The sequence below is a fragment of the Amycolatopsis sp. WAC 04169 genome, assembly GCF_003947535.1.
Taxonomy (GTDB): Bacteria; Actinomycetota; Actinomycetes; order Mycobacteriales; family Pseudonocardiaceae; genus Amycolatopsis; species Amycolatopsis keratiniphila.
In genome coordinates, this window is record NZ_QHJI01000020.1 from 38412 (window position 1) to 64158 (window position 25747).

The following is a 25747-nucleotide window of genomic DNA, read 5'->3' on the forward strand; positions in this document are numbered from 1 at the left end:
GGCGGACTGAAACACGGTGGTGAGTGGCCTGCCCCGGGCCACTCACCACCGGCCGCTGAAGCGCACTTCCTGTTCCGGCCGGAGAGCGGCTTCCTCGCCGGTTATGGTCCGCGTGCTGTGGATGAGGATGTTGTAGTGGTTGGGGAAATGGCAGGCGTCGAAGCCGAGTACCGTGCCGACGAGTTCGGAACCGATCCGGACTTCGTCGCCGCGGTCGATCACTCCGGCGCGGCCGATTTCGGCGAAACCGAGGAAGCCGACGTGGTCGATCACCGCTCCGGGTGCGGTGTCCTCGTGGGTCGTGGTGACGAGTTCGTGGATCTCACCGGCGCGGACGCATCGGCTCGCGAACGGCTCCAGGCTCATTCCCCGGTCGTCACGGCGATGTACCAGTACCTTCACCAGCGTGCCGGTGACCTGGCGCTTCGGTCCGTTCTCCCGCATCACGTTCCCTTCGGTAGCATTCATCCACTATGGACAGTCCGGCGAGGCCGCCGTCGTGCCAGGCTCCCTTCCTTCGGATGGCGACGGCGAAATCACGCAGCAATCCGGCGTATTCGTGCCACAGCGACTCCTTGAACTCCGGGAAACCGCTCAGCATGTCCGCGTACAACCGGGTGCCGTCCGTCAGTCGCACCTCGATGTCCTTGGCCTCCCCGGGAAACGACCAGTCGAGTTCCACGACGGCACCGTCGAGTTCGAGGGTCGCCAGCCGGTCGACGCCGTCGGCGTCGCGGGTGATCCGGACGTGGCGCAGCGCCACCGGGCCGAGGAACAGACGAACCAGGTCGAGCGCGTTGGGACCGTTGTCCGCGACGCAGCCGCCGCCGCACCGCGCCGCGTCGAGATACCAGCGATCGCCGCCGACGTGTTCTTCGATCCGCTCCAGGTAGCGGACCTTCACCGATTCGATCGGTGCCGCGTCCACGAGTTCCTCACGCAGGGCGAGGACGTTTGCGTTGTATCGCCGATGAAAGGCGGTGAACAGTGCCACGTTCCGAGCCGCGGCCCTGCTCACGAGATCCTCGCCGTCCGCGAGTGCGGTGGCGAGCGGTTTCTCGACACAGACCGGCAGGCCCGCGTCCAGCACGTCCCGGCACACGGCGGCGTGGACGTCGTTGGGCGCGGTCACGATCACCGCGTCGAGTCCTCCGGCGGCGAGCATCGAACGATGGTCGCGGTACCCGGGGACCGGTACGTCGCGCAGCGCGGCCGGGTCGAGATCGCAGACGGCGGCCAGGGTGAAGTCCGGGGAGTGCCCGACCGCGGCGAGGTAGAAGCGGGAGATGACGCCGAGACCCACGACACCGACGCGGATCATCCGGCCATCCTCGCCGACGCCGCGCGCAGTTCCTCGAAGATCGCGGCGGGGATCGGTACCCCATGCTCACGGAATCTCGCGGCGCGTTCCCCCTCGTGCCAGCCGGGGTAGACCACCGGTGCGCCGGGGTCTCGGGCCGGCCAGCCGCGTACCGCGTCGAAGAGAGCTGTCGCGTCTTCGGAGAAGCCGGTGCGCAGGAGATCCGGGGCGACAGCCAGTGCCATGACGCCGATGTCGTCGTCCTTGTCCCCGTCGGCGGACACGGCCCCGAGTGCGGCACCGGGTACCAGGGCGGCGAGGATTTCGACCAGCATACCGAGTCCGAAACCCTTGTAGGCGCCCGTTTCCGGCTCCCCGCCCAGCCAGAGCAGCCGGGCCTCACCACGATCGAACGCCGCGGCGTCGGTCACCGGCGACCCGTCCTCGGCGGCCAGCCAGCCCGTCGGGATCTCCCGGCCCGCCCGGGCGGCGGCCCGGACCCGGCCGGTGGGGACGACGGTGGTGCTCATGTCCAGCAGGAACGGGTGGGCGTCGCCGGCGGGACAGGCCAGGGCGAGGGGATTGGTGCCGAGCATGGCGGTGGTGCCGCCCGGTGGCGGTGCGATCCGCTGCCCGCCGCAGTTCGAGGCGATCATGCCGATCATGCCGTGGGCGACGGCCCGCGCCGCGTGGTGCCCGGCGCAGCCGATATGCGTCGCCCCGTGCAGGGAGACCATGCCGATCCCGTACCGGGACGCCCTGGCGCACGCCAGCTCCATCGCCTGGGAGGCCGACCACAACCCGAGAGCCCGGCGGGCATCGGCCAGAACGCACGCACCCAGATCGGTGCGGACGTGCATGTCCGCTTCCGGGTCGATCCGTCCCTGGTCGAGCAGCGGCAGGTACAACCGGGTCAGGTTGACCGTGCCGTGCGAGGTCACGCCGGTCAGGTCGCCGTGACACAGCGCCGCGGCGGCGATCGCCGCCCGCTCCGCGGGAAGCCCGCGATCCCGGAAGATCCCGGTGACCAGGGACAGCAGGGATTCGTAGGGCACCAGCACGGTCATGGTCCTCCGGTTCGGCTGAAGCGCACGATGATGTCGCGCACGAGGTGACTGAAGCGGTCGAGGTCTTCGGTGCCGGCGTACTCGCCGGTCGAATGGGCGTTGTTCGCGCCGAGCGAGCCGGGACCGAGCACGGTCGTCCGGGTGCCGGGCACCCCGGCCAGCCAGAGCGCGTCACAGGTGAAGCCGGGCTCGTCGTCCGGCCAGCGTGGTACGAGCTCGTCGAGCAGGGGAATGTCCTGCGTTGGCAGCGCGGGCAGACCGCGTTTGCGCCACCGCAGCCCGGTGATCGCGGCGGCGTCGGCCGCGGTCCGGCGGAACGGCGGCGAATCGCGGAAGCGCGCGCTGAACCCGGCCAGGCCACCGCGCAGTCCGTCCTCCAGCGCGGCGGCCATCCCGGCCGCGGACTCCTCGCGGTCGTAGGGGAGGTTCAACAGGAGCTCACCCCGGCCGTACACCCTGTTGTGCAGGTGCCCGGTGTGCAGGCCCGCCACGCAGACGCGGCCGTGCGGGGCCAGTTCCGCGGCGAGGTGCTGGGCGAGAAAACCCAGCAGCACGGTCGCGTTGTGTCCCCGGTGCGGCTCGTCGTCGATCGCGTCATCACCGTCCACCCGCACGCTCGCGGTCATCGACGCGGAGCATCGCGGCAGGTGCCGCAGCCCGGTCGGTTCGCAGAAGATGTTGAGCTCCCCGTGGTATCCGGCCTCGACGAGGGGCCGGGTGCCGAACGTGCCCATCGCGCCACCCTCCTCGCCGGACACCGCCTGGACGAGCACACCGGCATCGCGGCCGACGGCCGGATCCGCCGCGAGAGCGGCGCGGACTCCCGCCAGGAGAGCCACCGCGGGCCCCTTGGCGTCGATGGCGCCGCGGCCGGTGAACCTGCTGCCGTCGAACCCCGCCGGTTCGAACGGCGCCACCGTGTCGAGATGCACGTTGAACATCACGGCGGGGGAGGCCGGTCCGATCCCCAGGACGAGGCTCGGCTGGCAGGCGAGGAAGTCGGGCCCGAAGTCCCGCAGACCGGCGGGAACGCCCGGAAGTTCCAGTACGGAGGGGTCCGGAGCGGCGAAGTGCCGGGTTTCGAGGCCGATCTCGGCCGCGGCGCGGGCGTAAAGGCGCATCGCGTCCCAGAGCAGGACCTCGTCCGTCGTTTCGAGCGGCCCTGCGGTCGGCAGTTCGAGGAGCCGCAGAAGGAGGTCACGATCCGCTTCGATCACCGGATCAGCCCGGCCATCGCCCGGCCCGCGGAGACGAACCGGGCGATCGCGTCGGCGCTCAGCACGCCCGGCCCGTGCGGGGTGATCGACAGGTGTGGTTCCAGTGACCACGCGCCGCGGTATCCGTTGGCCCGGAGGAGTTTCACACAGTCCGCGACGCGTGCGGCGCCTTCGCCGGGGAGGGTGAAGCCGCGCTCGTCCGCGTCCTTGATGTGCACGTGTTCCACGTGCCGCACGATCTTGGTGAGCAGGTCGAAGCCGTCGTACCCGTGGGCGACGCCGTTCCCGGTGTCGAACAACAGCTTCAGTGCAGGGCTCGCGATCTCGTCCAGCAGGTCGAGCATCCGTTCGCCGCTCGTGCCCGCCCAGCCGGAACAGTTCTCGTGCAGCAGCGTCACGCCGTGTCGTTCGGCACGTTCGGCGAGTGTGGTGATCCTCGCGAAGACCTCGGCACGCCAGCCGGAATCGTCCAGGCCCGCGTTGGGATAGGACATGATCCGGATCCGGTTCGTGCCCAGCGTGCGGGCTCTCGCGGCGAGTACGTCGAGTTCGCGCAGGTCGTCCTGGAAGTCCGTGCTGATCGGCCGGGCCCAGGAACCGATCCGGGAGGCCAGGCAGATCACGCGCACGCCGTTGTCCGACAAGGTGGCCGACACGGCGGCGAACTCTTCGTCCGTGAGGTCCGCGATGGGGACCCGGTCGACACTGCGGAGTTCCATCGCCCGCCAGCCCAGTACGCAAAGCGCCGCGAGCTGCCCGTCGATGCCGTACGCCGCCTCGTCGGTGATCCCGGCCAGCACGGGGTCACTCGGCATGGGGTGCCACCGGCTCGCTCTCGGGGCGGGCGAGCGGTTCCGCGCAGATGTTCTTCGCCACCGAGAGCAATTGCACCACCTCGGTGGCGAAGGTGAATCCCAGCGTCTGCTCGCCTTGCAGCTGGAATTTCCGATAGGCCTGGAGTATCCATTCGGTCATCGCGTCGTCCCTGAGCACGACGTGGTCCGACTGGCCGTTCGAGCGCACGGTCAGCTGCGAATGGTGATCGTCGCTACTCGCGGCGAAGTGGCCGGTCGCGCGGCCGTTCTCGAAGTCCACCGTGACCCGTCGCTCGCGGACCGGCGAGGTGAGATCGGAACGGATCTCCGTGTGCACACCGGTGTTGTGCCGGAGACCGATCGTCGCCCCGCCCATTCGCGGCCGGCGATTTCCGTCCACGTCGAGATCGGAACCGCTCGCGTGGGTGACGCGGGCGTTGCCGGCGAGTCGCAGCGCGAGCGCGACACCGTGCGGCAGTTCGACGTCGAAGGCGGTCGGGTGACCGGGGACGGTGAGCGAACGGCGGAATCGTGGCTTGTTCTGCACGATGTCGATCGTCTTCGGTGCGCCGAACCGGCCACCGCGGATCAGCTCGACCAGCCGCCAGGTGAGTGTGCTGGCGAGCCAGGGTTCGACGACCTCGACATGCAGTTTGTGCTTGCGGCGCAAGCGGATGATCCGGGCCAGGTCGTCGATGTCCCCGGCGAGCGGCTTCTCCACGATCACTTTGCGGAATCCCGAATCGGCCACCTCCGCGATGATCGAATTTCGCTCGGATGGCGGTGTGCAGACATGCACGACCGTGTCCTCGGGATCCATCTTCTCGGCGGCCTCGCCGAAGGTCTTCACGACGAGGAGGCCGGGCCTGGCGGGGAGAGTCCGCCGCGGCTCGCACGCGACGACGGGTGTGTCGTCGAAGAGATCCGGGTGGCCGGTCTTGAGTTTTGTCAAAACCGGGAGATGAAGACCGGCTCCGGCCCGGCCGAGTCCCACGACGAGTGAACGCACTGGGGTGTCTGCTCCTCGGGTCACGTATTCGAAAATCCCTGGCAAAACTGACAGTGAGCGGTGTTTGTGTCAATAGTTTTCCGTTGGGTTGACCAGGAAGTGCGAAACCGACGAGTAGGTGCAAACGCTGTCCTACGCTCGGGAACCGGTTTCCCCATACCACCCGGAGGTGGGTACGCTGGCGGTGTCTTTCTTCACACAATCGACCACATTCGAGCAAGTGTGGCCGGTCACCAGGCGGCACATTGTCGAAGTGATCGAGAATGGCAAATATTCGCACGGCCGCAAGGTCGCGGAGTTCGAGGCCGCGCTCGCCGCCTATACCGGCGCGGGATTCGTGATCGGCGTGAACAGCGGAACCGACGCGCTCGTCCTGCTGCTCCGGGCGGCGGGTCTGCGGCCCGGCGACGAAGTGGTCGTCCCGGCCTTCTCCTTCGGTGCGTCGGCGACCTCGGTCGTGCTCGCCGGAGGACGACCGGTGTTCGCCGACATCGAACCGGACGGGTACGGCATCGACCCGGCCGCTGTGGACGCCGCCGTCGGCGAGCGCACCCGGTTCGTCATGCCGACCCATCTGTTCTCGGGCCTCGCGGACCTGGACGGCGTTCTCCGGGTGGCGCGGGAGCGCGGTCTGATCGTGGTCGAAGACAGTGCGGAGGCCATCGGCATGCGCCACGACGGCAAGCATGCCGGGCTGTTCGGGGCGGGCGGTGTGCTGTCGTTCTTCCCGACGAAGACCCTGGGCGCCGTGGGGGACGCGGGCGCGGTCCTGACCGACGATCCCGGGGTGGCGGAGATCGCCGACGCGCTTCGCCACCATGGCCGCTTCGGGGCCACCATCGGTGACTTCCCCGCGATCGCCACGACGACCGGCCTGGCGGGATTCAACAGCAAGATGGACGACATCCAAGCCGCCGTGCTGCTCGCGAAGCTCGACAGGCTGGACGGCGACATCGCGCGCCGCGCGAGCCTGGCCACGCGGTACACGGAGGCGCTGGCGGGCCTGCCCGGGGTGCGGAAGGTGCCCGTTTCCCGAAGCGACAGCGTCTTCTACGTCTATGTCGTCGAGGTCGACTCGCGGGACGACCTGGCGGAGTATCTGTCGGCGCACGGTGTGCAGACCGAGGTCTACTACCCGGCACCGCTTCACCTGCAACCCTGTTTCGCCGAACTCGGCCACCGGGAGGGTGACTTCCCGAACGCGGAGAACGCCTGCCGTCACACGCTCGCGCTGCCGCTGTATCCGGACATGTCGGACGGCGACGTCGACGAGGTCTGCGGCTTGATCCGCGCCTTCTATCGAGGTGCGCGGACATGACCCTGCCGTTCTTCCCGGAGGATCTCTTCGACGACGACCGGGAGGTGCTGCTCGACGTTGTCGAGCGGATCGGGCGCGCACCGGAGCAGAAATTCATTCTCGGTGACCACGTCGCCAGGTTCGAGGCGGAGATCCGTGACTCCGTCGGGGCGGCCGACGCGATCGCCTGTGGCAGCGGCACCTCGGCGCTCCTGCTGGTGCTGCGCGCGATGGGGGTCGGGCCCGGTGACGAGGTGATCGTGCCCGCCTTCGGATGCGCGCCACTCGCGGCGGCGCCCGCCCTGCTCGGCGCGACGCCGGTGTTCGCCGACATCGACCCGTGGACCATGGTCGTCGACCCCGACGCGGTAGCCAGGGCCGTCACCCCGCGGACCAAGGTGATCATGCCGGCGCACCTGTTCTCGGTCATGGCGGACATGCCCGCGTTGCGCCGGATCGCCACGAACGCGGGCGTGCGGCTGCTGGAGGACTCGGCGGTCGCGCAGGGCGGGACGCTGGGCGGGACCCCGGCCGGGATGTGGGGCGACGCCGGGGTGTACTCGTTCGTCCAGGTCAAGACGTTCGGGATGCCGGGTGAAGGCGGCATGGTCGTCACCGGCGACCCCGGGCTCGGCGAGGTCGTGCGGATGCTGCGCAACCACGGTCAAGACGGGAAGACGCGGTTCCGCTATCACCGCGTCGGGTACAACAGCCGCTTCGACGAGATCATGGCCGCCTTCCAGTCGCACCGGCTTCCCGGTTTCCCCCGGCGGCTGGAACGGCGGGCACGGATCGGCGAGTACTACACCGGACGGTTCGGTGAGCTGGCGGGCTGCGGTGTCCTGGCGCCCCCGCCGGATCGGGACGGCCGGTGTTACTACGTCTATTCGCTGCTGTGCGAACGCCGGGACGAACTGCGCAGGCATCTGGCGAAGCGGGGGATCGGCTCCCACGTCTACTACCGGAGTCCGCTGCCGCGGCAGCCGGCTTTCGAGCCGTTCGTCCGGCCGGGGGACTCCTGGCCGTCGGCGGAGCTGGCCGCGCGGCGGGCACTCGCCATCCCGATCTACCCCCATTTGACGGATCGACAAGTGGAACACATCGCCGACGCGGTGTGCGAATTCGCGAAGGAGCCGTGATGCAGCAGGTCACCCAGAAGCCCACATCGGGTGCGGTCGCCGAGGAATGGCGCCGCCGTGCCGACCGCAGCGGTCTGGCCCGGGTGATGCGTGCTTCGCAGCCCGTCGAGCTCGCGGCCGAGACCACCGCCCGCACCCGTCTTCTCGTCACGGATTTCCTGGACTCGCTCGGCCCGATCGGCACGGCGCTGGAGATCGGCTGCGGGATGGGCAGGATCACTCCCACGATCGCCGAGCGGGCAGGTGCGGTGACCGCGGTGGACATGACCCCGCGCATGCTGGCGCTCGCCGAGGAGAACTGCGCGCGACTGTCCAATGTGGAGTTCGAGCGGCTGCGGGTTCAGCGCCTGCCATGGCAGGACAAGAGGTTCGACGTCGCCGTTTGCGTGTGGGTGCTGATGCACGTGCTGGACGAGGACGAGGTCGCCGAAGCGTGCCGCTCCATCGCCGCGGCGGCGCGGCATCTCGTCCTGATCGAATACGAGGAGGCGGACATCCCGGTCGGGAGGTTTTCGAGGCTGCGGACGGTGGAGGAGTACTTGGCCCTTCTCCCCGGTTCCCGGCTGCTCGAACGGCGTGAGCTGCACTACGGCGGCGATCGCTCGTTCGCCGCGCTGATCGCCTTGGACGGTACGCGGTGACGACCCTGACGGCCGCGCGCGGCAAAGCGTATTTCCGGCTCGCCAAACTCGACATCGTCGACTATTACCTCGGCGTGGCCGTGGTGTGGACGCTGCTCGTGCCCGCGTTGAGGTTCGATCCGGCGGTGCTGACCACCATCGGTGTCTTCCTGCTCGGTGAGGTGTTCGTCATCGCGGCGATGGTCGCGCTCGACGATCTCACGGGCTATCGCGACGGCAGCGACATCGCGAACTACTCGCCGGACGATCCCGGACGCAAGCGGTACCGCAAACCGCTGGTGGCCGGGATGCTCACCGAAGACCAGGTGCTCCGGTTCGCGTGGGTGACGGGGGTCATCGGGGCGGTGCTCTGGCTGGCGGCCGTCGCGATCGCTCCATTCAGTCCATTGTGGACAGTCGCGCTGATCGCGGTCACCTACTTCTTCTCGCTGCAGTACTCCTGGGGAGTGAAGCTGAGCTATCACGGCTTCCAGGAGTTCTTCATCGCGGCGCTCGGCTGGGCACTGGTGCTGGCGCCCTACGGCCTCGCGACCGGTGAGATCACCGGGTTCGCCCTCGCCCAGGCACTGCTCTTCGGCCTGGGGCCGCTGCTGTTCGGTGTCTACTCCAACACCAACGACATCGAGGGGGACCGCCGCGTCGGCAGGCCGACGGTGGCGGCCCTGACCTCACCGCGCGGCAACATGTTCTTCGTGATCGCCGTGTCGGCGGCCGAGCTCGTGCTGATCCTCGCCGCGCCCGCGCTCGGCGGCCCGTGGTGGTTCCCGCTGGCGCTCCTGCCGACGATGGCGGCGCGAGTGTGGCAGGTGTGGCTCGGTTTCGGGGTGGGCGACATCCTCCGCGCGAGGATGCTCGGCATCCGGATCCACCGGATCACCGTGGTGTCCCTCCTCGTGGTGAACCTGGTGGTGATCGGATGACCGATGTCGACGTCGCCGTCGTGGGGGCGGGGGTCGCCGGTCTCGCGGCCGCGTACCGGCTCGCCGGATCGGGGTGCGAGGTACGGGTGTTCGAGGCGGCCGACGTCGTCGGCGGCCGGATGACGACCCTGCGCGAAGACGGTTTCGTGATCGACACCTGTGCCGAGCAGATCGCCGAGCGAGGGTATCGCGAAACCTGGAAACTGCTCGCGGAGCTGGGCATCGAACGCACGGCGGCGCCCAGGATCGGCCGCGGTATCGAGATGTGGCGTGGCCGGGCCCGTGGCGGCGTCGCGCAACCGCGGGGGCTGGTCACCGGGGCCGGGCTGGCGGTGCGCGCGCGTCTTGACGGGGCCAGGGCGATGCGGGGCGCGTTCGACATCGAACGGCCGGAGGTTTCGGGCCTCGGTGACCGCACCGTCGCCGAGTTCGCCTCGCCCTACCATCCGGATCTGCTGGACTATCTGCTGCAACCGGTCGTCTCGGGTTTCTTCGGCTGGCATCCGGCACGTTCGGCCGCCGCGCCGCTGCTCGCGCTGCTCACTTCGGTCGGTTCGCCACGAACCTGGCGGACCTACGAAGAGGGCATGGACACCTTCGCGCGGGCCCTCGCCGAGAAGGTCGACGTCACCACCGGGTTCCGGGTCGATCAGGTCGTGGACGACGGTTCTTCGGCGCGGATCATCGGCGGCACGCGCGAGATCTCCGCCAAGGCGGTACTGCTGGCCGTGCCCGCGCCGGTCGCCGCCGGGCTGCATCCGTGCCACGGCTCCGCTTTCCTCGGCGTGTGCTCGTTCACGCCGGTGGTCAAGGCGCATCTGCTGCTCGACCGTCCGCTCGGCGGCCCCGGTTACGCGCTGACGGTGCCGACCAAGGAGGACGGAACGGTGGCCACGGTCATCTTCGACCACCTCAAGAACCCCGGTCGCGCGCCGGCGGGCCGTGGCCTGGTCACGCTCATGGCCCACCCGTCCGTGGCGCCGGATCTGCTGACGATGGCCGACGACGACGTCGCGAACCGCTTGGCCGACGCCGCCGAACGGTTCGTCCCCGGTCTGCGGTCGGCGACCCGGCGCGCGATCGTCCGGCGAGTACCGGACGCGCTGCCCGAGGCGACCCCACGCGCGCTCGCCTTGCGGGCCGGTTTCGAGGCGAGCCTCGGCCGGGGTGCCGTCGACTACGCGGGCGACTGGGTGTTCCTGAGCCCGTGCAGTGAAGCGGCGGTCCGGTCCGGTCTGCGGGCCGCGCACCGCCTGGCCCCGGTCGTGAGTGGCGTTTCGGGTTAGAACCCGAAACGCCGCTCACGACCATCTGTACCCATTCCGACCCGGAAGGCCCGGATGAAACCTCACGACATGGGAAAGCTGTTCGACCAGTGCGCGCACACGCGGACGGTCGTGCGCCTCGACCGGCCGTTCGACATCGCGCCGGAGCGCGGGATCGCCCATACCGCCGGCCGGCTCGCCGAACTGGTCCGGGACGCGGCGGGCTGGCTGCACGAGGCCGGTGTCCGGCCCGGCGACCGGGTCGCCATCGTCAAACGGAACCACTGGGACTACGACCTGCTGGCGTGCGCGGCGGTGCGGATCGGCGCGGTCCCGGCGAAGGTGTCCGGGCAGTTGCCCGACGACACCCTGGCCATCCTGCTGGAACGCCTCGACGCCGCGGTGGTGGTCACCGACCGCGCGTCCTTGCGCGCACGCCGGGTGCTGCGCGTGGAGGACTTCACCGCCGGGCAGGCGCCCGCGCCACATCCCAGGGGGGACGACGAACCGCTGCTGATCTGCCACACGTCGGGGACGACCGGTGTCCCGAAACTGGTGGTGCACACGACCAGGACGATCATCGACCGGCTGGCCAGGCCGGAATCGGTGCGCTGGCCGGTCATCGGCGTCCGCCGCGACGACGTGGTGGGCAACGCCAGCGCGTTCGCGCACGGCCGCACGTTCTGCTGGACCGCTTCGGCGCTGTGCCTCGCTCCGAGCGAGATCGTGATCCTCAGCGAACCGTCGTCGGCGGCCCGGGTGTTCGGACGGCACCGGCCCACCGTCGTCGAAGCCCTCCCGTCGGCCTACGTGCGGTGGCGTCCGCTCGCGAACGCGCCGGAGAACCCGTTCGGCCGGGTGCGGCGATTCGTCAGCACCTACGACGCGATGCATCCGCCGGTGATCAGGACGATGCTGCGCGCGACCCGGCACAAGCGTCCTTTGTGGATGCAAGGGTACGGGCAATCCGAGACGGGCCCGTTGTCCTTCCGGTTCTTCACCAGGCGCACCGCGGGCACCACTCGCAACCTCGGCAGGCCGCTGCCCGGTCTCGCGAAACTGCGGGTCGTCGACCCGGAGACCGCCGAACCGGTCGCCAGGGGAAGCGCGGGCATCCTGCTGGCTCGCACCCGCGCGCGGTGCGCCGGCTACGTCGGTGAACAGGATCGCTGGAAAGCCAAGACCGACGGACGATGGTGGAACACCGGCGACGTCGGCGTCATCAGCCGGTCGGGCGTGGTGACCCTGCTCGACCGCGAGGTCGACACCGTTCCAGGATTGAGCTGTCTCGAAGCGGAAGACCTCATCGAGGATCGCCTTCCGTCCGTGGAGGAGTGTGTGGTGCTTTCCGCCGCCGGGCGGGAACCCATCCCGGTGGTGGTGACGGACACCGCGCTGGACCCGGAACGGTGGCGGGCGGCGGTGGGCGACCTGCCGCCGTTGGGGGAGCCGGTGGTGCTCTCCTGGGACGACGTGCCGCGCACCGGGACCGGGAAGGTGCGGCGGCGCGAACTGCTGGCGAGGTTGACCGGGACGGCCGACACGAACGGAACGGGACGGTGGACGTGACCACGGCCTACGTTTTCGACAACCTCAGCAGGCACGCCGAGGAACAGCATCGCTGTCTCGCCGAGGCCTACGACCCGGGCACCTTCGCGCGGCTGGAGGAAACCGGGGTCGGGGACGGCTGGTCTTGCCTCGAGGTCGGGGCGGGAGGCAGCGGCGTCGCCCACTGGCTCGCCACCAAGGTGGCGCCGTCCGGATCGGTGCTCGCCACCGACATCGAACCGGGCCACGTCACGCCGATGCCCGGACTGAACGTGGTGCGGCACGACGTCGTCCGGGATCCCTTGCCCCGCCGCGGATTCGACCTCGTCCACGCCCGGCTGGTGCTGCAGCACCTCCCGGAACGGGAAGCCGTGCTCCGAAAGCTCGCGGGAGCGTTGAGACCGGGAGGCTGGCTGCAGATCGACGAGTTCGACATCTCCTACGGCGCGGTTCTGCTCGCGCCCGGTGAGCGGGCGGCCCATCTCTACGAGAAGTTCTTGGCGGCCAAAAGAAAAACCTTCGAGGTCGCGGGCGGAGACGGTACCTGGGGCCGCCAAGTGGCCGCGTCCATGGCCGCCGCGGGGCTGGTGGACGTCGATCCGGTGCCGATGATCTTCCCCTGGCACGCGGGATCACCGGGCGTACGCCTGCTGATCCACCACACGCGGCATCTACGGGACCGGCTGGTCGCCGCCGGGATGACCGACGGTGAGCTGGCCGAGGTGCGCGAGGTGATGGCGGATCCCGGTTTCCGGGCGACGTCGTGCGTCGTCTACTCCGTGCACGGGAGGCGCCCGGAATGACCGGCGCGCTGGACGTCGTGACGGTGGCGGGTCCGGTCGATCTGTCGTTGAACGGCGAACTCGACGTGCAGGCCGCCTGCGGGATCATGCATGTGCACGGCAGGCGATCCGGCGCGCCCGCCCCGCTCGGGCTCGACTACGCCACCTTGGTCGCGGGTGAGCTCGCCGAGCTGGGCACGGCGGCGGTACGGCTGGCCCGGGACCGGGGGATTCCGTTGCGCGGGGTGAGCACCTCGCTGGCACAGGCCGCTCTGCTGGCGATCTCCCAGTATCTCGCGGCGGCGACCACCCAGGACGAGCACCGGGAGGAATACCTGCCCGGCGGCCCGCCCTTCCGTTCGTCCGACGGTGTCGCCTTCGAAATCGAAACGCTCGACCCTGAGGTGTGGAAACGGTTCTGGACCGAACTCGGTGCCGATCGCGCGGCGGTCTCGAAGGGATGGCGGCCGTTCGCGCAGCGGTTCGCGACCGCGACCTGCCCGCTGCCGCCGGGGTTGCCGCACCTCCTCGCCGCCTGCCCGATCGCCCGGTCCGAGTGGGTGGCCGCCCGGACCGGGATGACCCTGGTGCGGGTGGCGGACCGGCCGATGGAGGGAATGCCCGCGTACGTCGTGAGCGGGGAAGGGCGCGGCCACCGGCCGGTGCGCCCGGTGGAGGCGCTCCCGCTGTCCGGTTTGGTGGTACTCGAATCCTGCCGCCGGGTGCAGGGGCCCCTGGCGGGTCATCTGCTGCGGTCGCTCGGCGCGTCGGTGCTGCGGATCGAGCCGCCTGGCGGTGATCCGCTCCGCTGGGTGCCGCCGATGGCGGGGGAGACCTCGGCCAGGTTCCAGGCACTCAACAAGGGCAAGGAAGTCGTCGAGATCGATCTGACCGGACCGGCGGGGCGGCGGCAGCTGATCGAACTCGCGGCCGGGGCCGACGTCTTCCTGCACAACTGGGCACCGGGCAAGGCGGAACGGTGGTCGTTGACCGGGCACGATCTGGCGCGGGCCCGGCCGGGGATCGTGTACGCGCACGCCTCGGGCTGGGGTACCGAGCTGGGGCCGGAGCCGCCGGTGGGCACGGACTTCGTCGTGCAGGCCCACGCGGGTGTGGCGCCGTCCCTGATGACGATCGTCGACGTGTTCGGAGGGATCGTGTCGGCGCACGGGATCGTGACGGCGCTGGCCCGGGGCGCCACGCGGGTCGACTCGTCGCTGTTGTCCGCGGCCCACCGGCTCAACGCGGGCGCCCGGCGGCGCTGCGACCGCCCCCTGACCGTGCCGGTGTGCGACGACCTGGCCGCCCTCGCCGCCGACCCTCGCTTCTCCAGGGCGCTCATCCACGACGAGTGCGTCCTCGTCGGTTCACCGTGGCGGTTCACCTCATGAGCTGGGTGTCGTCCACCGGCGTGGTCCTGCGTGATCTCGTACCCGCGGCCGTGCGCCGTGACTGGGTCCGGCAGGGCCACTGCCCGGACCGGGATCTGTACTCGTTGTTCCGCGACCGGGTCCGCGAGCACCCGGACCGCACCGCGGTGATCGACGACGAAGGCTCCCTCCGCTACGGCGAACTGGATGTCGCCGCGCGTGAACTGGCCGCCCGGCTGGTGAACGCCGGATGCGGCTCGACCGACATCGTCGGGGTGCGGGAACCGAACGGGCGCGCCGCGGTGCTCGCCGAACTGGCTGTCTTCGCTCTCGGCGCCGTCGCGCTGCCGGTACCGCCTGAGTCGGAAGCCCTCCTCGAACGCGCCGGAGTCCGGTTCAGCGTCGGTGACGGTCGGATCGCGGGCGCTACGCGACGCGCGGGCCGGGTCACCCGTCCTCGTCCGGAGGCCCCGGCGCGCATCCTCGTCTCCTCGGGTTCGGAGTCGGAACCGAAGATGGTCGCGTACTCGCACAACGCGTTCGCCGGCGGGCGGGCCAACTATCTCCGAGCCGTCCGCGGCGGGACCGAGGTGCCGCGCGATCTCGTGCTGGTGTCCCTGACGTCGGGCTTCGGCTCGTTCGGAGTGCCCGTCACGCTGTGCCGCGATGGCGGCACGCTGATCCTGACGCGCCGGTTCGAGGCGAGCACCGCGCTTCGGCTGATGGCCGAGCACCGGCCGGCGCACGTGTTCGCCGTACCGACGATGTGGCGCCGCATGGCCGGATTTCCCGGCGAGGTGGACGCCGCGGGGCTTTCGGCGATCGTGTCGAGCGGAGACTCGTTGCCGCCGTCGACGCGAGTGGCTTGCCGTACGCGGTTCGGCGTCGAGATGGTCGACGTCTACGGGTCCTCCGACGGGGTCAACTGCCATACGAGGACGCCGGAGCACGGCGCGGGTGTCCCGGATCCGGCGGTGTGCGAGATCCGGCTCGTCGACGGCGAGATCTGCGCACGGGGCCCGATGACACCGCTGTGCTACGTGGGCGCGCCGGAGCTGGACGCGGAGCACCGGTTCGGCGGTGGCTGGGTCCGCACGGGGGACAACGGCCGGTTCGGCGACGGCGGCAGGCTGTACGTGACCGGCAGGCGAAAGCGGGTGGTGATCCGCGGCGGCTACACGATCAGCCCCGCCGAGGTGGAGCTCGCGATCGGCGACCACCCCGCGGTCGGTGAGGTCGCCTGCGTCCCGGTGCCGGACACCGAGCTGGGCGAACGTCTTTGCGCCTGCCTGACAGTCCGAAAAGGACACTCGCTGACCCTGCCCGAGCTCTCCGCCTACCTTCGCGGCACCGGACTGGCCCGCACCAAACTGCCCGAATCCCTGCTGCTCCTGCCCGAACTGCCGGTGAGCCGTTCGGGGAAGGTCTGTCATCGGACGCTGGCCGGCCTCGCCGCCAGTCGACACGAGGAGAAAGCGTGACCATGCTCGACCCCGGAAAGGGCGCCGCCTTCACGGCGCTCGGAGAACTCGCGAAGGCCGCCGAGGAGAATTCCTCGCTCTCCTCGGGCCTGCGTGAGCTGATCAAGCTTCGCTGTTCCCAGCTCAACGGATGCGAATACTGTGTCCGGCTGCATTCGGCGCATCGCGAGGAGGCTCCCGAACTGTTCGACAACCTGCCGGAATGGCGGACGCATCCGGCGTTCACCGGGCGCGAGCGTGCCGCATTGGCCCTCGCCGAGGCCGTGACCCTGGTCCACGCCGGACAGGTGAGCCGCCCCCTGCTGGAAGCGGCGATGCGCGAGTTCGGCGAGGCCGGGACCAGGGAACTGCTCTGGATCGCGATCGTGATCAACTCCTACAACCGCCTGGCCATCAGTACCCGGTTCGCGTGACGGTCATCTGTGTGATCGGCGCCGGACCGCGGGGCACCTCCGTCGTGGAACGGGTCTGCGCGAACGCGCGAGATCGGGTCGTGGTGCACGTGGTGGACCCCTACCCACCCGGTCCCGGCCGGGTCTGGCGTACGGATCAGCCGGAGCACCTGCTGATGAACACCGTCGCCGGGCAAGTGACGCTCTTCACCGACGAGACGGTGCCGTGTGCCGGCCCCCGGCTGCCAGGCCCCTCACTGGCCCAATGGGCGGGGATCGATCCGGACTCCTACGGCTCACGGGCGCTCTACGGCCGTTATCTGACGTGGTTCTTCCACCGTTTGCGGAGACACCGGCTGGTCGAGGTGGTCGTCCACCGCGACACCGCCGTCGCTCTGGGCCGGCTCGGCGTCGAACTCGCGAGCGGAAGCCGCGTAACCGGGGTGGACGCGGTCGTCCTGGCGCTGGGGCACGAAGGTGCGACCCGGCTTGAGGACGGCCACCTGCCGCCGGGAAACGCGGCCGATGCCGATCTGACCGGGGTGCGGCCGGGGGAGCCGGTCCTGCTGCGCGGTCTCGGCTTGACGTTCTTCGACTATCTGAGCCTGTTCACCGTCGGCCGGGGCGGAAGATTCGAGAACGGCCGGTACCTCCCGTCCGGGCGGGAACCCCGGCTCTACGCGGTCTCCCGGCGAGGGGTGCCGCATCACGCGCGAGGTGTGAACCAGAAAGGCACGGCGGGGCGGCACCTGCCCGCCTTCCTGACACCGGAACGCGTCGCCGCGTTGCCGGGGAAGGCGGCCTTCCGGCGCGACATCTGGCCGCTGATCGATCGGGAGGTCCGCGGTGTCTACTACCGAGGACTGCTTTCGACACGGCTGAGCCGATGGCAGCTAGAGAGGTTCTCGGAGTCCTATGCGGACAGTTTCGGCGACGAGGGGATACTGTCGCGGTACCGGGTGCCCTCCCGCCTGCGGTGGGACTGGGGCCGGATCGGCAATCCTCCCGTACCGGGCCCCGGCCGCGCTCACCGGCCTTGGCTGGCCGAGTATCTCGCCCGGGACGTCGCGAGGGCGAAACGGGGCAACGTGCGCGATCCGCTCAAGGCCGCGCTGGACGTGCTCAGGGATCTCCGCAACGAGATCCGGCTAGCCGTCGATCATGGCGGGATCAGCGGCGACTCGTACCGGGACGAGGTGGTGGCCTGGTACACCCCGCTCAACGCGTTCCTGTCCATCGGGCCGCCTCACGGCCGGATCGAAGAGATGCTCGCCTTGCTGTCCGCGGGCGTTCTCCACGTGCTCGCCCCGGGGGGACGCGTACACCGGGTCGCGGGCGGGTACGCGGCGGGTGCGTCGTGGACCGGCCACGACGTGGTCGCCACGACGTTGATCGAAGCCCGGATGCCGGAGGTCGACCTGCGGGCCACGGTGAATCCGCTGCTGACCGCCATGCGCCGGGCGGGGCAGTGCAGGCCCTACCGCATCGGGGACTACGAGACCGGCGGCCTCGAAGTCACCCGCAGCCCGTTCCGCGTCGTCGACGCGGCCGGTCGAGCACATCCACGCTGGTTCGCCTTCGGGGTGCCGACCGAACACGTGCACTGGGCGACCGCGGTCGGCGCGCGGCCGTGGTCGGCTTCGGTGACCCTGCTGGACGCGGACGCCATAGCGCGTGCGGCGCTCGCCGGGCGCGGCGATCAGTGCTCGTCGTAGTGGTCGCCGTGCCGGGCGTGCCGGTGGCCGTCGTGCACGTAGTCCACGTGATCGCCATGGGGCACGGCGACGTGTCCGCAGCCCTCACCGTGAGCGTGGCCGTGGTCGTCGTGCTGTTCGTGCGCGGGACGCTCGCATTCGTCGAAATGGCCGCTGTGCCCCACGTGCAAGTGTCCATCGTGGACGTAGTCGACGTGATCACCGTGCGGGATGGCGACGTGGCCGCATCCTTCTCCGTGGGCGTGGTCATGCCCGCTGTGCTCCGCGTGCTGTGCCGTCGATGTCATCGTTCGCTCCTGTCGTCAGCCGTGCGGTACGGCTCCCAAGATGGCCTTGAGCTCGGTGAATTCATCGAAGCCGTACTCGCCCCACTCTCGGCCGTTGCCCGACCGTCCGTACCCACCGAACGGAGCGTGCAGGTCGCTCCCCGCTCCGTTGACGCCCACCGTTCCGGTGCGGATACGGCGTGCGACGGCGAGAGCGTGCTCGGGATCGGCGGATTGGACGGCGCCGGACAGCCCGTAGTCGCTGTCGTTGGCGATCCTGATGGCGTCTTCTTCGTCTTCGTAGGTCAGCACGGCCAGGACCGGACCGAAGATCTCCTCGCGCGCGATCCGCATGTCGGGGGTGACGTCGGCGAAGACCGTGGGCTTGACGAAGAAGCCGAGGTCCAGCCCGTCGGGCGCGCCGAGCCCGCCGGTGACGAGCCTGGCGCCTTCCTCGATCCCCGACCAGATGAGGGCCTGGACCTTCTCGAACTGTGCCTTGTTCCCCACGGGGCCCAGTTCGGTGCCCGGCGAGCGGGGATCCCCCACCGAGATCGCCTCGACCGCCTTCTCCAGCAGCGAAATCAGCTCGGCCGCCTGATCTTTCCTGACGAGCACCCGGGTGGTGGCGTTGCAGCTCTGCCCCGTGTTGCGGAAACAACCGTCCACCACGGTCCGCACGGCCGCGGGCAGGTCGGCGTCGGGGAGCACCACGTTCGCCGACTTGCCGCCCAGTTCGAGCGAGACGCGTTTGATCGTGCCGGCGGCGTTCCTGGAGACGCTCACACCGGCGTGAGTCGAGCCCGTGAACGACACCATGTCGACATCGGGATGCTTGGCCAGCAGGGTGCCCGCGCCAGGACCGTCGCCGTGGACGAGATTGAAAACGCCGTCCGGTACCCCCGCCTCCGCGAGGATTTCGGCGAGCAGTGACGCACTCAGCGGCGCCCTCTCACTGGGTTTGAGCACCATCGTGCAGCCCGTGGCCAGCGCGGGGACGACCTTGCAGAGGATCTGGTTCAGCGGCCAGTTCCACGGTGTGATCAGCGCACAGACACCAACCGGCTCCCGCCTGATCAACGTAGACCCGCGCAGGCGCTCGAAGGGGTAGTGCTCCAGCACTTCGATACCGGTCAGCACGTGCCCGAGTCCGGCCGGTACCTGCGCCTTGCCTGCGAGCTTCGCCGGCGCGCCCATCTCCGCGGTGATCGCCGCCGCGAGTTCGGGGGCCCGGCGCCGGTACACCTCGGAAATCCTCCGCAGCAGCGCCGATCGCTCGGCCCGATCGGTCCGTGACCACATCGGGAACGCGGACTTCGCCGCGACCACGGCCCGTTCGACGTCTTGCTCGCCCGCCAGCGCGACCCGCGCGACGATCTGCTCGGTGGCCGGATCGACGACGTCAGCCGTGGTGGTGGAGATCGGTTCGATCCACTTTCCGTCGATGTAGAACTCGGTCACCATCTCGTCCCTTCGACGGTTGTGCGGCGTCGTGCGTCGGCCCGATCTCCGAGAGGTCGTAGCCGGTCGGATAGCCCGGGTACGTGCGCGCAGCCGGCCTGGACGTCAGCTTCGCGGCAGCCCGGGGTGCGTAGCGTTCGAAACACGCGTGCGCGGTCAGGATCGCCGTGTTGGTGGCCGTCGCCCACGATCGTGGCTCCGGAAGACCCAGCGCGCGCCGCGCCTGCTCGTCGAGCCGGGCAGGCAGCACCGGCGACATGAGCCGCGCTATCGGCCTGGGATACCACGAGACGTACAGCCGGAGAATCGCTTCGGAGACCTGCCGGTTGCTCTCGGCATACCGGAAACACCTCGTCTCGTATCTGTTCTTGAATTCGAGAAAAGAGTGGTAACCCTCCGGCAGGGAATCGATGTTCATGAGCCTGCCGATCCGGCGGAAGAAGTAGAAGCTGCCGAGCTTTTCGGCGTCGGTGACCTTCCGCCAGCCCCAGCGGTCGATCCAGTGCACCGGTTCGTAGATGAAGGTCGACAGGATGTAGAGCATGTCCTCGTTGGCGTAGGTGACCCCTCGATGCGCCCGGTTGATCTGCCGGATCGCCTGGCGGCCCCGGGACGACTCGGTCCCGTTCGCCACGATCTCACCCAGCAGGATCCGGGTGTCGTCGTACCGCTTCTGGCTTAAGTGTTCGACATGGCCGCTCCGATGGAGTTGCTCGGATACCGCCGGGACGCAGCAGGCCTTCCATAGCGCGATCTCCAGTCCGCGTCCGTAATCCCAGGGGAACTCCAAGCGGGAGTGCACCCGGTGGATCTCATGGCAGTCCTTCTCCGGGTCCAGGCCGCTCAGGTAGCGAGCGCGCGCATACCGGTCTCTCATGCCACCTCCCCGGCTCTTGCGCCGCTTTAGGTGCGCATCGCCGATCCGGCGACGAGCCGGACGTTGGAGCCTTGGTTCCGCTTCGTTTCGAAACGCCATTCGAACTGGCCGCTGAGCCAGCACCGCAAGAACTCCACGCGGTCGGCCGCCGCGGCGCGCAGGGCCGGATCCGGGAGGCCGGCGATCTTGGTCGTCAGCTGGTCCTCGCTCAGCCGCTCGAAGTCGTCGATCTCGGCCTGGATCATCTCCGCGGCCGTGTCCGCCGCGGTCTGCAGATCCGTTTCTCGTTCTTTCTTGAGAACGACGACCAGATTGTGCACGTCTCCGAGGTTGTACTCCTTCTCGCAGGAGAAGAGGTCGTTCATCCACAACGAAGCCGACGACAGGGAAGCGTCGATTTCGCTGAAGTCGTCCGCGGTGCAGGCGCCTTCGGTGGGAAGCTCCCAGCCCTGTGCCAGTTCCAGCAGGTCGAGATAGGGCATCAAGGCGCAAGAACGCAACTCGATGTACTCCGCGACCCCGGGCGTCCGGTCATCGCGGCGGTTGGCCGCCTCGTGGACGCAACGCCCGAGGAACAGCGAAAAGTGCGCGACGAACTTGGTGCGCCAGGCGACGCTCGACTTCGCGCACGTCCGAGCCCAGATGTCCGCATAAGCGCGTGCGAACGGGGAGCCGATGTGCGTGACCTCGCCGCCGTCCACCGGGAGCCACGAGACGACCTCGTCGCACATCTCACGCAGCCGCGCCGGATCGTTCCGGGCCTCCGACTCGTCGAACACGTCGTCCAGGAGCAGATTGCACGCCATCCACTCGGTCATCAGATCGAGGGTCTCGGCGTCGGCATGGGGGAAGGTCCGGCCGATGAGCATTCCGATCAGCGACTCGTCGTAGCGCTGTTCGTCAGCGTCGGTGGTCACGAGCCCATACCTGCGCACGAATTCTCTGCCGTGTTCCTCCGCGCGCTGCGCGTGAGCGTTCAGTCGAGAGGGAAAAGGCATGGCGAACCGGCGGTACTGCAACGACACGGAATTCCCCTTCGGCTTCAGCGAATGTGAAAAGGACGGTGGAATCGACTCGTGCACGGGCCGGATTCAGGTGGCCGACCCTAGGCTCGGGTGAGATCCGCCCGCCAGCGGATGTTCCAGCGGATGGAACGCCCCTGTGGGCGGGTCCGTTCGCCGCGGACGGTGGGCGCCGAGATCCGTGTCCAAGCACGCGAGATCGGGTCGGGTCGCCTCACCTCACGGGGCGCATGACCGGACCGGGATCGCCAGCACGTACCAATGCACGTCGAGGCCGTAGCGGCGTTCCCCGAGAACCACCGGTACCGGAGGGGTGTCGCGCCGGAGGCCGAGAAGTGTGGCCGGCAGCCTCCGGCTTCCCATGTTCGTTTCGAGCGATCGCCGGTTGACGATCGGCGGCTGGGCGAACCTTTCCAAAGCCAAGCGATCGCCGAAAACAGCCCGGTCGACGGGGTCGTGCAGGACCAGTCCTTGGATCGAGTAGATCCAGCCGACCAGGAACCGGACCTCGGACCCGCCGCATCGCCGGGTCACTTCCGTGAAGCCGGCCTGCCTGGCGGCTCCCGCCGCACCCTGGGCCGCCCATTCCGGCAAGACTCCGCCGTAGTCGAACGAGGCCGTGGAAAGCGGACCGGCCTCGGCCATCTCGTCGTACAACCGGCGGTCGTAGACCTCGTTCCCCGGGGCGTCGAGTACCGGGATGATCCAATCGTTCCCGGGCAGCCGGTAGATCCGCTGCGCGACGGCTTCGAATCCGCCGCCGTCTTCCGCCGGATGTGGTGCGGCTTCGGCGACGACGTAGTCGTCCGAGAGGATCCATGTCCCGATTTCCTCTGTGCCGAGCTTCTCCAGAAAGCCGCCCTCGTTTTCCCACTCCGGCCGTTTCATCTCGAACACACGCTTCGCTTCAAGCGGGTCTTTGTCCCAGCCCGCGGCCAGGTCCAGCATCGCCGAGACGATCGCCGGTGACCGGTGGACCGCGCGATATCTGGCCAGTAGCCTTCGGGCGATCTCTCCGTCATGGTCACGGGTGACTATTCGAGTGGTCCATCGCGAGGGCTTGGAATCCGATTTCATCGATCATCTTTCTGTGCGGTCATGGAGCGAACGCCAGGTACAGCCCCAGCGCGAGGAAAAAGCATCCCGACGACAGGTCGATCGGGAAGACGATCCGGCGGTACAGCCGTTGAAACGGTTCGCTCGAAAAAGCGATCGCGACGAGGCAATACCACGAGAACGCGGACAGTGCCAGCGCGGCCACCGCGGAAATACGTGTCGCCGTTGGCACGGAAAGAGGCAGCACGGTCGTGGTCAACGCGCCGAAGAAGAGCATCGCCTTAGGGTTCGTGACGATAGTGAGCACTCCCCGCAGATACACCCGTGATGCGGCGGGAACGACCTGGCCAGGCGCGGAAGGATCGGTGGTGCGCAAGTCGCGGAGGATTCGCAGCCCCAAGTAGCTCAGGTAAAGACCGCACACCAGCCGCAAGAGGCGGTACACCGCTCCTTGTGCGGGCATCAGATCGCCGAGCAGCAGAACGGAGATTCCGGCCAGCGTCGTACTGCCGGAAGCGACGCCCAACGCGGCCGTCAGGGCGGACTTGCGGGAGGTCGCCGAGGCGGTATGTGCCACGTAAAGGAGATTGGGGCCGGGAGTGATCGCGGCGGCGAAATAGATCCCGACCGTCGCGCCTATCGTGCCGAACAGGGACACGCGACACCCGAAATGGAGGAGGAGTGAGGGAAGCTCGGTGTTAGCGAAGCTGACATTCTCTCATTTTAGGGTTGATTTCACGGTTATCGCCGAATGCCGCGGAACAGTAGGAACTTCACTCGCGAAAGCAGGGACACTCGGGCGATGGACCGTCGGCGCCGTTCCAGGGCGTGGTACGCGAGGTAGGTCCCGGTGGACAAGGCCGTCTACGGTTCGAGCATCTGCGGGAACCAGTGAGGAGCCGGACAGTTGTCGAATGTCGTCATCATCGGTGGTACTTCCGGGATCGGCCGTGAGCTGGGCGAGTACTACGCGGGGCGCGGGCACTCCGTCGTGGTGACCGGGAGGGACGCCGAACGGGCGGAGAAGATCGCCGCCGAGATCGGCGAGACGGTACGAGGCGTCGCCGTCGATCTGGCCGAGCCGCAAGGCATTACCGAAGCGCTGGCCGAGGTCGGGCCGGTCGATCGGCTCGCGCTCGTCGGGATCCAGCGTGACCGGAATTCGGTGAAGGGCTACGACGTCGGCGGTGCCGTCGATCTCGTCACGATGAAACTGGTCGGCTACACGACCGTCGTGCACGCGTTGCTGGACCGCCTCACCCCTGAGAGTTCGGTACTGCTCTTCGGCGGGATGGCGAAGGACCGACCGTACCCGGGTTCCACGAACATCTCCATCGTCAACGCCGGAGTGCTGGGGATGGTGCGCACCCTCGCCGCGGAGGTGGCGCCCGTGCGGATCAACGCGATCCATCCCGGCGTGGTGGGGGACAGCCCGTACTGGGCGGGCGCGACCGACCTGCTCGAAGGCGTACGGGCTCAGACGCCCACCGGCCGGCTCGTGACCATGGGCGAGGTCGTCGACGCCTCGGTGACGTTGCTGGAGAACCGCGGGCTCAACAAGGTGAACCTGACCGTCGATGGAGGCTTCGCCTGACTTCGTCGAACAAACCGACGGGACGTGGCGGTACAGCGGGTCGTGAGTGACGATTCGGGTTCTAACCGTCCTCGCCACTCACGAGGCCGGGGGCACCGCACTCGCGTGCTCGAAGCCGTAAGACGCGTGATCAGCGGCGTAACTCGCGAGTGCCGCTTCCAGACACGCGAGTTACGTGCCTGATCACGCGAATTACGCCTTCGCTCACGCCGCACCTGTGTTCCTAGTCCGTGAAGGCCTCCTTGAGGGACCCAGAGTCCCTCAAGGAGGCCTTCACAGACTTCGGACCAGTAGGTACTCAAGACACGGTTGGCTCTAGCCCGAATCGCCACTCACGACGTTCGTCAATGCGCGACGTACGGCCGACGCTTTGTCGTCACCAGGCGCGGAAGCGCACTTGCTGTTCGGGTTCGAGACCGATGTCTTCCCCCGTGATGGTCCGGAGGTTGTGGATGAGAATGCTGTAGTGGTCGGGAAAGTGAGCGGCGTCGAAGCCGAGCACGGTGCCGAGGAGTTTGGTGCCGATCCAGACTTCGTCGCCTCGTTCGAGCACGCCGGCCCGGTCGATTTCGGCGAAGCCCAGGAAGCCGACGTGGTCGACCGGTGTTCCGGGGTCGGTATGAGTCGTGGTGACGAGTTCGTGGATCTCACCGGTGCGGACGCATCGGCTCGCGAACGGCTCCAGGCTCATGCCCCTGTCGTCCCGACGGTATGCCAGCACTTTGACCAGTGTGCCGGTGACCTCGCGCTTCGATCCGTTGTTCTGCAACGGCGTCCCCTTCGACGTGGTTCGGCGGATCAGAGCGGGCTTACGGATCGGCTCGGAAATCGCCTTTCGCGAAACGGCAGAACTTCGGCTCGGCGATCGCCGAGCGAGCCTTCCTCCGGTGCGGCCGAGACGAGGGACTCGGCGAAGGCGGCGGTGGACAGGCGGGAGATTTCGCGGTGCCGGTGGAGATCCATGACCAGAACACTGTGCTCGCGGGCGGCGGTCTCCTGCCGCCAGATCAGCTTGTCCGCGACGGCGAGATGCGTGTACCCGGATTTCGCGGGCAGGAGGTCCAGCAGATCCTCCGTAGTGGCACCGTCGTAGTCGGGATCGTCCACCAGCCGGACCTTCGCCGAACAAGCGTCTCGCGCCCGCTGGCGAACGAGTTCGCAGAGGTCGTCCCAGGCCCATTGGTCCGCGAAATTCGTGCGGACCACCAGAGTGCCGCGGCCTCTCGGCAGCATGTGGAAACTCCCATCCCATCGTTGGTTCCGGTCGCGGTTCGAGCGGATCGCCGCGGCGAGAATTTGTAGCAGCACGGAGGGTGCGCAAAGGGCGTCCGGCCAGGGAATGCCGAGCAGGTGGAGGGGATTTCTTCACGAACTCCGGCCGCTCGAATATTACTGTGTGTGAGCAACTTTGAAGTCTGTCGGGTGTCTTCTCCATGTCGGGGGAGATCAGTCTCTCGCTGCTGGACCAGAAGCTTCTGAGCACTACAGAGGTCCCGGCCAGGTCGGCCGGGCC

Annotated in this window: 26 protein-coding genes; 12 read left to right on the forward strand and 14 right to left on the reverse strand. The window is 68.7% G+C overall.

Translation table 11 applies throughout. The features are described 5' to 3' along the window. Positions 1-42: 42 nt before the first annotated feature. Genes DMC61_RS39950 through DMC61_RS39975 form a run of 6 tightly spaced genes read right to left on the reverse strand, consistent with a single transcriptional unit; the run spans position 43 to position 5432 of the window. Complete coding sequence (locus DMC61_RS39950; RefSeq protein ID WP_125695616.1) at positions 43-444, reverse strand: hypothetical protein; 402 nt, start codon at positions 442-444, stop codon at positions 43-45. Beyond that, positions 377-1321, reverse strand: a complete 945-nt coding sequence (locus tag DMC61_RS39955) for a Gfo/Idh/MocA family protein (protein WP_125695617.1) — start codon at positions 1319-1321, stop codon at positions 377-379. Before DMC61_RS39955 ends, DMC61_RS39950 begins: the two co-directional genes overlap by 68 nt. Then, positions 1318-2367, reverse strand: coding sequence for an Ldh family oxidoreductase (locus DMC61_RS39960; protein ID WP_125695618.1), 1050 nt, complete (start codon positions 2365-2367; stop codon positions 1318-1320). Before DMC61_RS39960 ends, DMC61_RS39955 begins: the two co-directional genes overlap by 4 nt. Continuing rightward, the gene (locus DMC61_RS39965; protein WP_125695619.1) at positions 2364-3584 is read right to left on the reverse strand and encodes a M20/M25/M40 family metallo-hydrolase; all 1221 of its coding nucleotides are present in this window, start codon (positions 3582-3584) and stop codon (positions 2364-2366) included. The genes DMC61_RS39960 and DMC61_RS39965 overlap by 4 nt, the downstream gene beginning before the upstream one ends. Beyond that, positions 3581-4399 (reverse strand): sugar phosphate isomerase/epimerase, encoded by an 819-nt coding sequence (locus DMC61_RS39970; protein ID WP_125695620.1) that lies wholly within the window; start codon positions 4397-4399, stop codon positions 3581-3583. Before DMC61_RS39970 ends, DMC61_RS39965 begins: the two co-directional genes overlap by 4 nt. Further along, on the reverse strand, positions 4389-5432 hold the full coding sequence (locus DMC61_RS39975) for a Gfo/Idh/MocA family protein (RefSeq protein ID WP_370456453.1): 1044 nt from the start codon (positions 5430-5432) through the stop codon (positions 4389-4391). Before DMC61_RS39975 ends, DMC61_RS39970 begins: the two co-directional genes overlap by 11 nt. A gap of 160 nt (positions 5433-5592) precedes the next feature. On the opposite strand from DMC61_RS39975, the gene DMC61_RS39980 reads away from it, so the two are divergent. The 11 genes from DMC61_RS39980 to DMC61_RS40030 all read left to right on the forward strand — a co-directional run bounded on the left by DMC61_RS39980 (position 5593) and on the right by DMC61_RS40030 (position 17958). Further along, a complete protein-coding gene (locus DMC61_RS39980; protein ID WP_125695622.1) occupies positions 5593-6726 on the forward strand; it encodes a DegT/DnrJ/EryC1/StrS aminotransferase family protein in 1134 nt (377 codons plus the stop codon). Further along, on the forward strand, positions 6723-7844 hold the full coding sequence (locus DMC61_RS39985; protein WP_125695623.1) for a DegT/DnrJ/EryC1/StrS aminotransferase family protein: 1122 nt from the start codon (positions 6723-6725) through the stop codon (positions 7842-7844). The genes DMC61_RS39980 and DMC61_RS39985 overlap by 4 nt, the downstream gene beginning before the upstream one ends. Further along, entirely contained in the window at positions 7844-8485 is a 642-nt protein-coding gene (locus DMC61_RS39990) for a class I SAM-dependent methyltransferase (RefSeq protein ID WP_125695624.1), read from the forward strand. Before DMC61_RS39985 ends, DMC61_RS39990 begins: the two co-directional genes overlap by 1 nt. Then, positions 8482-9405, forward strand: coding sequence for a UbiA family prenyltransferase (locus DMC61_RS39995; protein WP_125695625.1), 924 nt, complete (start codon positions 8482-8484; stop codon positions 9403-9405). The genes DMC61_RS39990 and DMC61_RS39995 overlap by 4 nt, the downstream gene beginning before the upstream one ends. Continuing rightward, positions 9402-10691: an NAD(P)/FAD-dependent oxidoreductase gene (locus DMC61_RS40000; protein ID WP_125695626.1), complete on the forward strand. Its 1290-nt coding sequence runs from the start codon at positions 9402-9404 to the stop codon at positions 10689-10691. The genes DMC61_RS39995 and DMC61_RS40000 overlap by 4 nt, the downstream gene beginning before the upstream one ends. A 69-nt stretch (positions 10692-10760) precedes the next feature. After that, positions 10761-12239: a class I adenylate-forming enzyme family protein gene (locus DMC61_RS40005; RefSeq protein ID WP_125695627.1), complete on the forward strand. Its 1479-nt coding sequence runs from the start codon at positions 10761-10763 to the stop codon at positions 12237-12239. Next, positions 12230-13021, forward strand: coding sequence for a class I SAM-dependent methyltransferase (locus DMC61_RS40010; protein WP_125695628.1), 792 nt, complete (start codon positions 12230-12232; stop codon positions 13019-13021). Before DMC61_RS40005 ends, DMC61_RS40010 begins: the two co-directional genes overlap by 10 nt. After that, positions 13018-14391 carry a CoA transferase gene (locus DMC61_RS40015; RefSeq protein ID WP_125695629.1) on the forward strand — a complete coding sequence of 458 codons (1374 nt, stop codon included), beginning with the start codon at positions 13018-13020 and terminating at the stop codon, positions 14389-14391. Before DMC61_RS40010 ends, DMC61_RS40015 begins: the two co-directional genes overlap by 4 nt. Then, positions 14388-15851: a class I adenylate-forming enzyme family protein gene (locus DMC61_RS40020; protein WP_125695630.1), complete on the forward strand. Its 1464-nt coding sequence runs from the start codon at positions 14388-14390 to the stop codon at positions 15849-15851. Before DMC61_RS40015 ends, DMC61_RS40020 begins: the two co-directional genes overlap by 4 nt. 2 nt (positions 15852-15853) lie before the next feature. After that, complete coding sequence (locus DMC61_RS41880; RefSeq protein ID WP_233595106.1) at positions 15854-16264, forward strand: carboxymuconolactone decarboxylase family protein; 411 nt, start codon at positions 15854-15856, stop codon at positions 16262-16264. Then, complete coding sequence (locus tag DMC61_RS40030) at positions 16261-17958, forward strand: FAD/NAD(P)-binding protein (RefSeq protein ID WP_233595103.1); 1698 nt, start codon at positions 16261-16263, stop codon at positions 17956-17958. Before DMC61_RS41880 ends, DMC61_RS40030 begins: the two co-directional genes overlap by 4 nt. Here the strand turns inward: DMC61_RS40030 and DMC61_RS40035 are convergent. The 6 genes from DMC61_RS40035 to DMC61_RS40060 all read right to left on the reverse strand — a co-directional run bounded on the left by DMC61_RS40035 (position 17943) and on the right by DMC61_RS40060 (position 23298). After that, positions 17943-18245, reverse strand: a complete 303-nt coding sequence (locus DMC61_RS40035; RefSeq protein ID WP_125695633.1) for a hypothetical protein — start codon at positions 18243-18245, stop codon at positions 17943-17945. The two genes, DMC61_RS40030 and DMC61_RS40035, sit on opposite strands and share 16 nt — an antisense overlap. Before the next feature lie 15 nt (positions 18246-18260). Continuing rightward, positions 18261-19688: an aldehyde dehydrogenase family protein gene (locus DMC61_RS40040; RefSeq protein WP_125695634.1), complete on the reverse strand. Its 1428-nt coding sequence runs from the start codon at positions 19686-19688 to the stop codon at positions 18261-18263. Next, positions 19627-20562, reverse strand: a complete 936-nt coding sequence (locus DMC61_RS40045) for an oxygenase MpaB family protein (protein WP_158634171.1) — start codon at positions 20560-20562, stop codon at positions 19627-19629. Before DMC61_RS40045 ends, DMC61_RS40040 begins: the two co-directional genes overlap by 62 nt. A gap of 26 nt (positions 20563-20588) precedes the next feature. Then, on the reverse strand, positions 20589-21479 hold the full coding sequence (locus DMC61_RS40050) for a hypothetical protein (protein ID WP_125695636.1): 891 nt from the start codon (positions 21477-21479) through the stop codon (positions 20589-20591). Between the two features lie 324 nt (positions 21480-21803). Further along, positions 21804-22532, reverse strand: coding sequence for a hypothetical protein (locus DMC61_RS40055; RefSeq protein ID WP_125695637.1), 729 nt, complete (start codon positions 22530-22532; stop codon positions 21804-21806). Positions 22533-22680: 148 nt separating this feature from the next. Continuing rightward, complete coding sequence (locus DMC61_RS40060) at positions 22681-23298, reverse strand: LysE family transporter (protein ID WP_125695638.1); 618 nt, start codon at positions 23296-23298, stop codon at positions 22681-22683. A 249-nt stretch (positions 23299-23547) separates the two neighbouring features. Between DMC61_RS40060 and DMC61_RS40065 the strand changes: the two genes are divergently transcribed. Continuing rightward, positions 23548-24234: an SDR family NAD(P)-dependent oxidoreductase gene (locus tag DMC61_RS40065; protein ID WP_125695639.1), complete on the forward strand. Its 687-nt coding sequence runs from the start codon at positions 23548-23550 to the stop codon at positions 24232-24234. Positions 24235-24610: 376 nt separating this feature from the next. Here the strand turns inward: DMC61_RS40065 and DMC61_RS40070 are convergent, their stop codons facing one another. Next, a complete protein-coding gene (locus DMC61_RS40070) occupies positions 24611-25003 on the reverse strand; it encodes a hypothetical protein (protein WP_125695640.1) in 393 nt (130 codons plus the stop codon). Positions 25004-25032: 29 nt separating this feature from the next. Further along, positions 25033-25467 (reverse strand): hypothetical protein, encoded by a 435-nt coding sequence (locus DMC61_RS40075; protein ID WP_125695641.1) that lies wholly within the window; start codon positions 25465-25467, stop codon positions 25033-25035. Positions 25468-25747 lie beyond the last annotated feature (280 nt).

What these genes read in the sequence shown, in the direction of transcription:
- DMC61_RS39955 (WP_125695617.1), bottom strand. Translation starts at nt 1,321, where the DNA reads ATGATCCGCGTCGGTGTCGTGGGTCTCGGCGTCATCTCCCGCTTCTAC.
- DMC61_RS39970 (WP_125695620.1), bottom strand. Translation starts at nt 4,399, where the DNA reads ATGCCGAGTGACCCCGTGCTGGCCGGGATCACCGACGAGGCGGCGTAC.
- DMC61_RS40035 (WP_125695633.1), bottom strand. Translation starts at nt 18,245, where the DNA reads ATGACATCGACGGCACAGCACGCGGAGCACAGCGGGCATGACCACGCC.
- DMC61_RS40075 (WP_125695641.1), bottom strand. Translation starts at nt 25,467, where the DNA reads ATGCTGCCGAGAGGCCGCGGCACTCTGGTGGTCCGCACGAATTTCGCG.
- DMC61_RS39960 (WP_125695618.1), bottom strand. Translation starts at nt 2,367, where the DNA reads ATGACCGTGCTGGTGCCCTACGAATCCCTGCTGTCCCTGGTCACCGGG.
- DMC61_RS40005 (WP_125695627.1), top strand. Translation starts at nt 10,761, where the DNA reads ATGGGAAAGCTGTTCGACCAGTGCGCGCACACGCGGACGGTCGTGCGC.
- DMC61_RS40045 (WP_158634171.1), bottom strand. Translation starts at nt 20,562, where the DNA reads ATGAGAGACCGGTATGCGCGCGCTCGCTACCTGAGCGGCCTGGACCCG.
- DMC61_RS40040 (WP_125695634.1), bottom strand. Translation starts at nt 19,688, where the DNA reads ATGGTGACCGAGTTCTACATCGACGGAAAGTGGATCGAACCGATCTCC.
- DMC61_RS41880 (WP_233595106.1), top strand. Translation starts at nt 15,854, where the DNA reads ATGCTCGACCCCGGAAAGGGCGCCGCCTTCACGGCGCTCGGAGAACTC.
- DMC61_RS40055 (WP_125695637.1), bottom strand. Translation starts at nt 22,532, where the DNA reads ATGCTGGACCTGGCCGCGGGCTGGGACAAAGACCCGCTTGAAGCGAAG.
- DMC61_RS40020 (WP_125695630.1), top strand. Translation starts at nt 14,388, where the DNA reads ATGAGCTGGGTGTCGTCCACCGGCGTGGTCCTGCGTGATCTCGTACCC.
- DMC61_RS40015 (WP_125695629.1), top strand. Translation starts at nt 13,018, where the DNA reads ATGACCGGCGCGCTGGACGTCGTGACGGTGGCGGGTCCGGTCGATCTG.
- DMC61_RS39985 (WP_125695623.1), top strand. Translation starts at nt 6,723, where the DNA reads ATGACCCTGCCGTTCTTCCCGGAGGATCTCTTCGACGACGACCGGGAG.
- DMC61_RS40000 (WP_125695626.1), top strand. Translation starts at nt 9,402, where the DNA reads ATGACCGATGTCGACGTCGCCGTCGTGGGGGCGGGGGTCGCCGGTCTC.
- DMC61_RS39990 (WP_125695624.1), top strand. Translation starts at nt 7,844, where the DNA reads ATGCAGCAGGTCACCCAGAAGCCCACATCGGGTGCGGTCGCCGAGGAA.
- DMC61_RS39950 (WP_125695616.1), bottom strand. Translation starts at nt 444, where the DNA reads ATGCGGGAGAACGGACCGAAGCGCCAGGTCACCGGCACGCTGGTGAAG.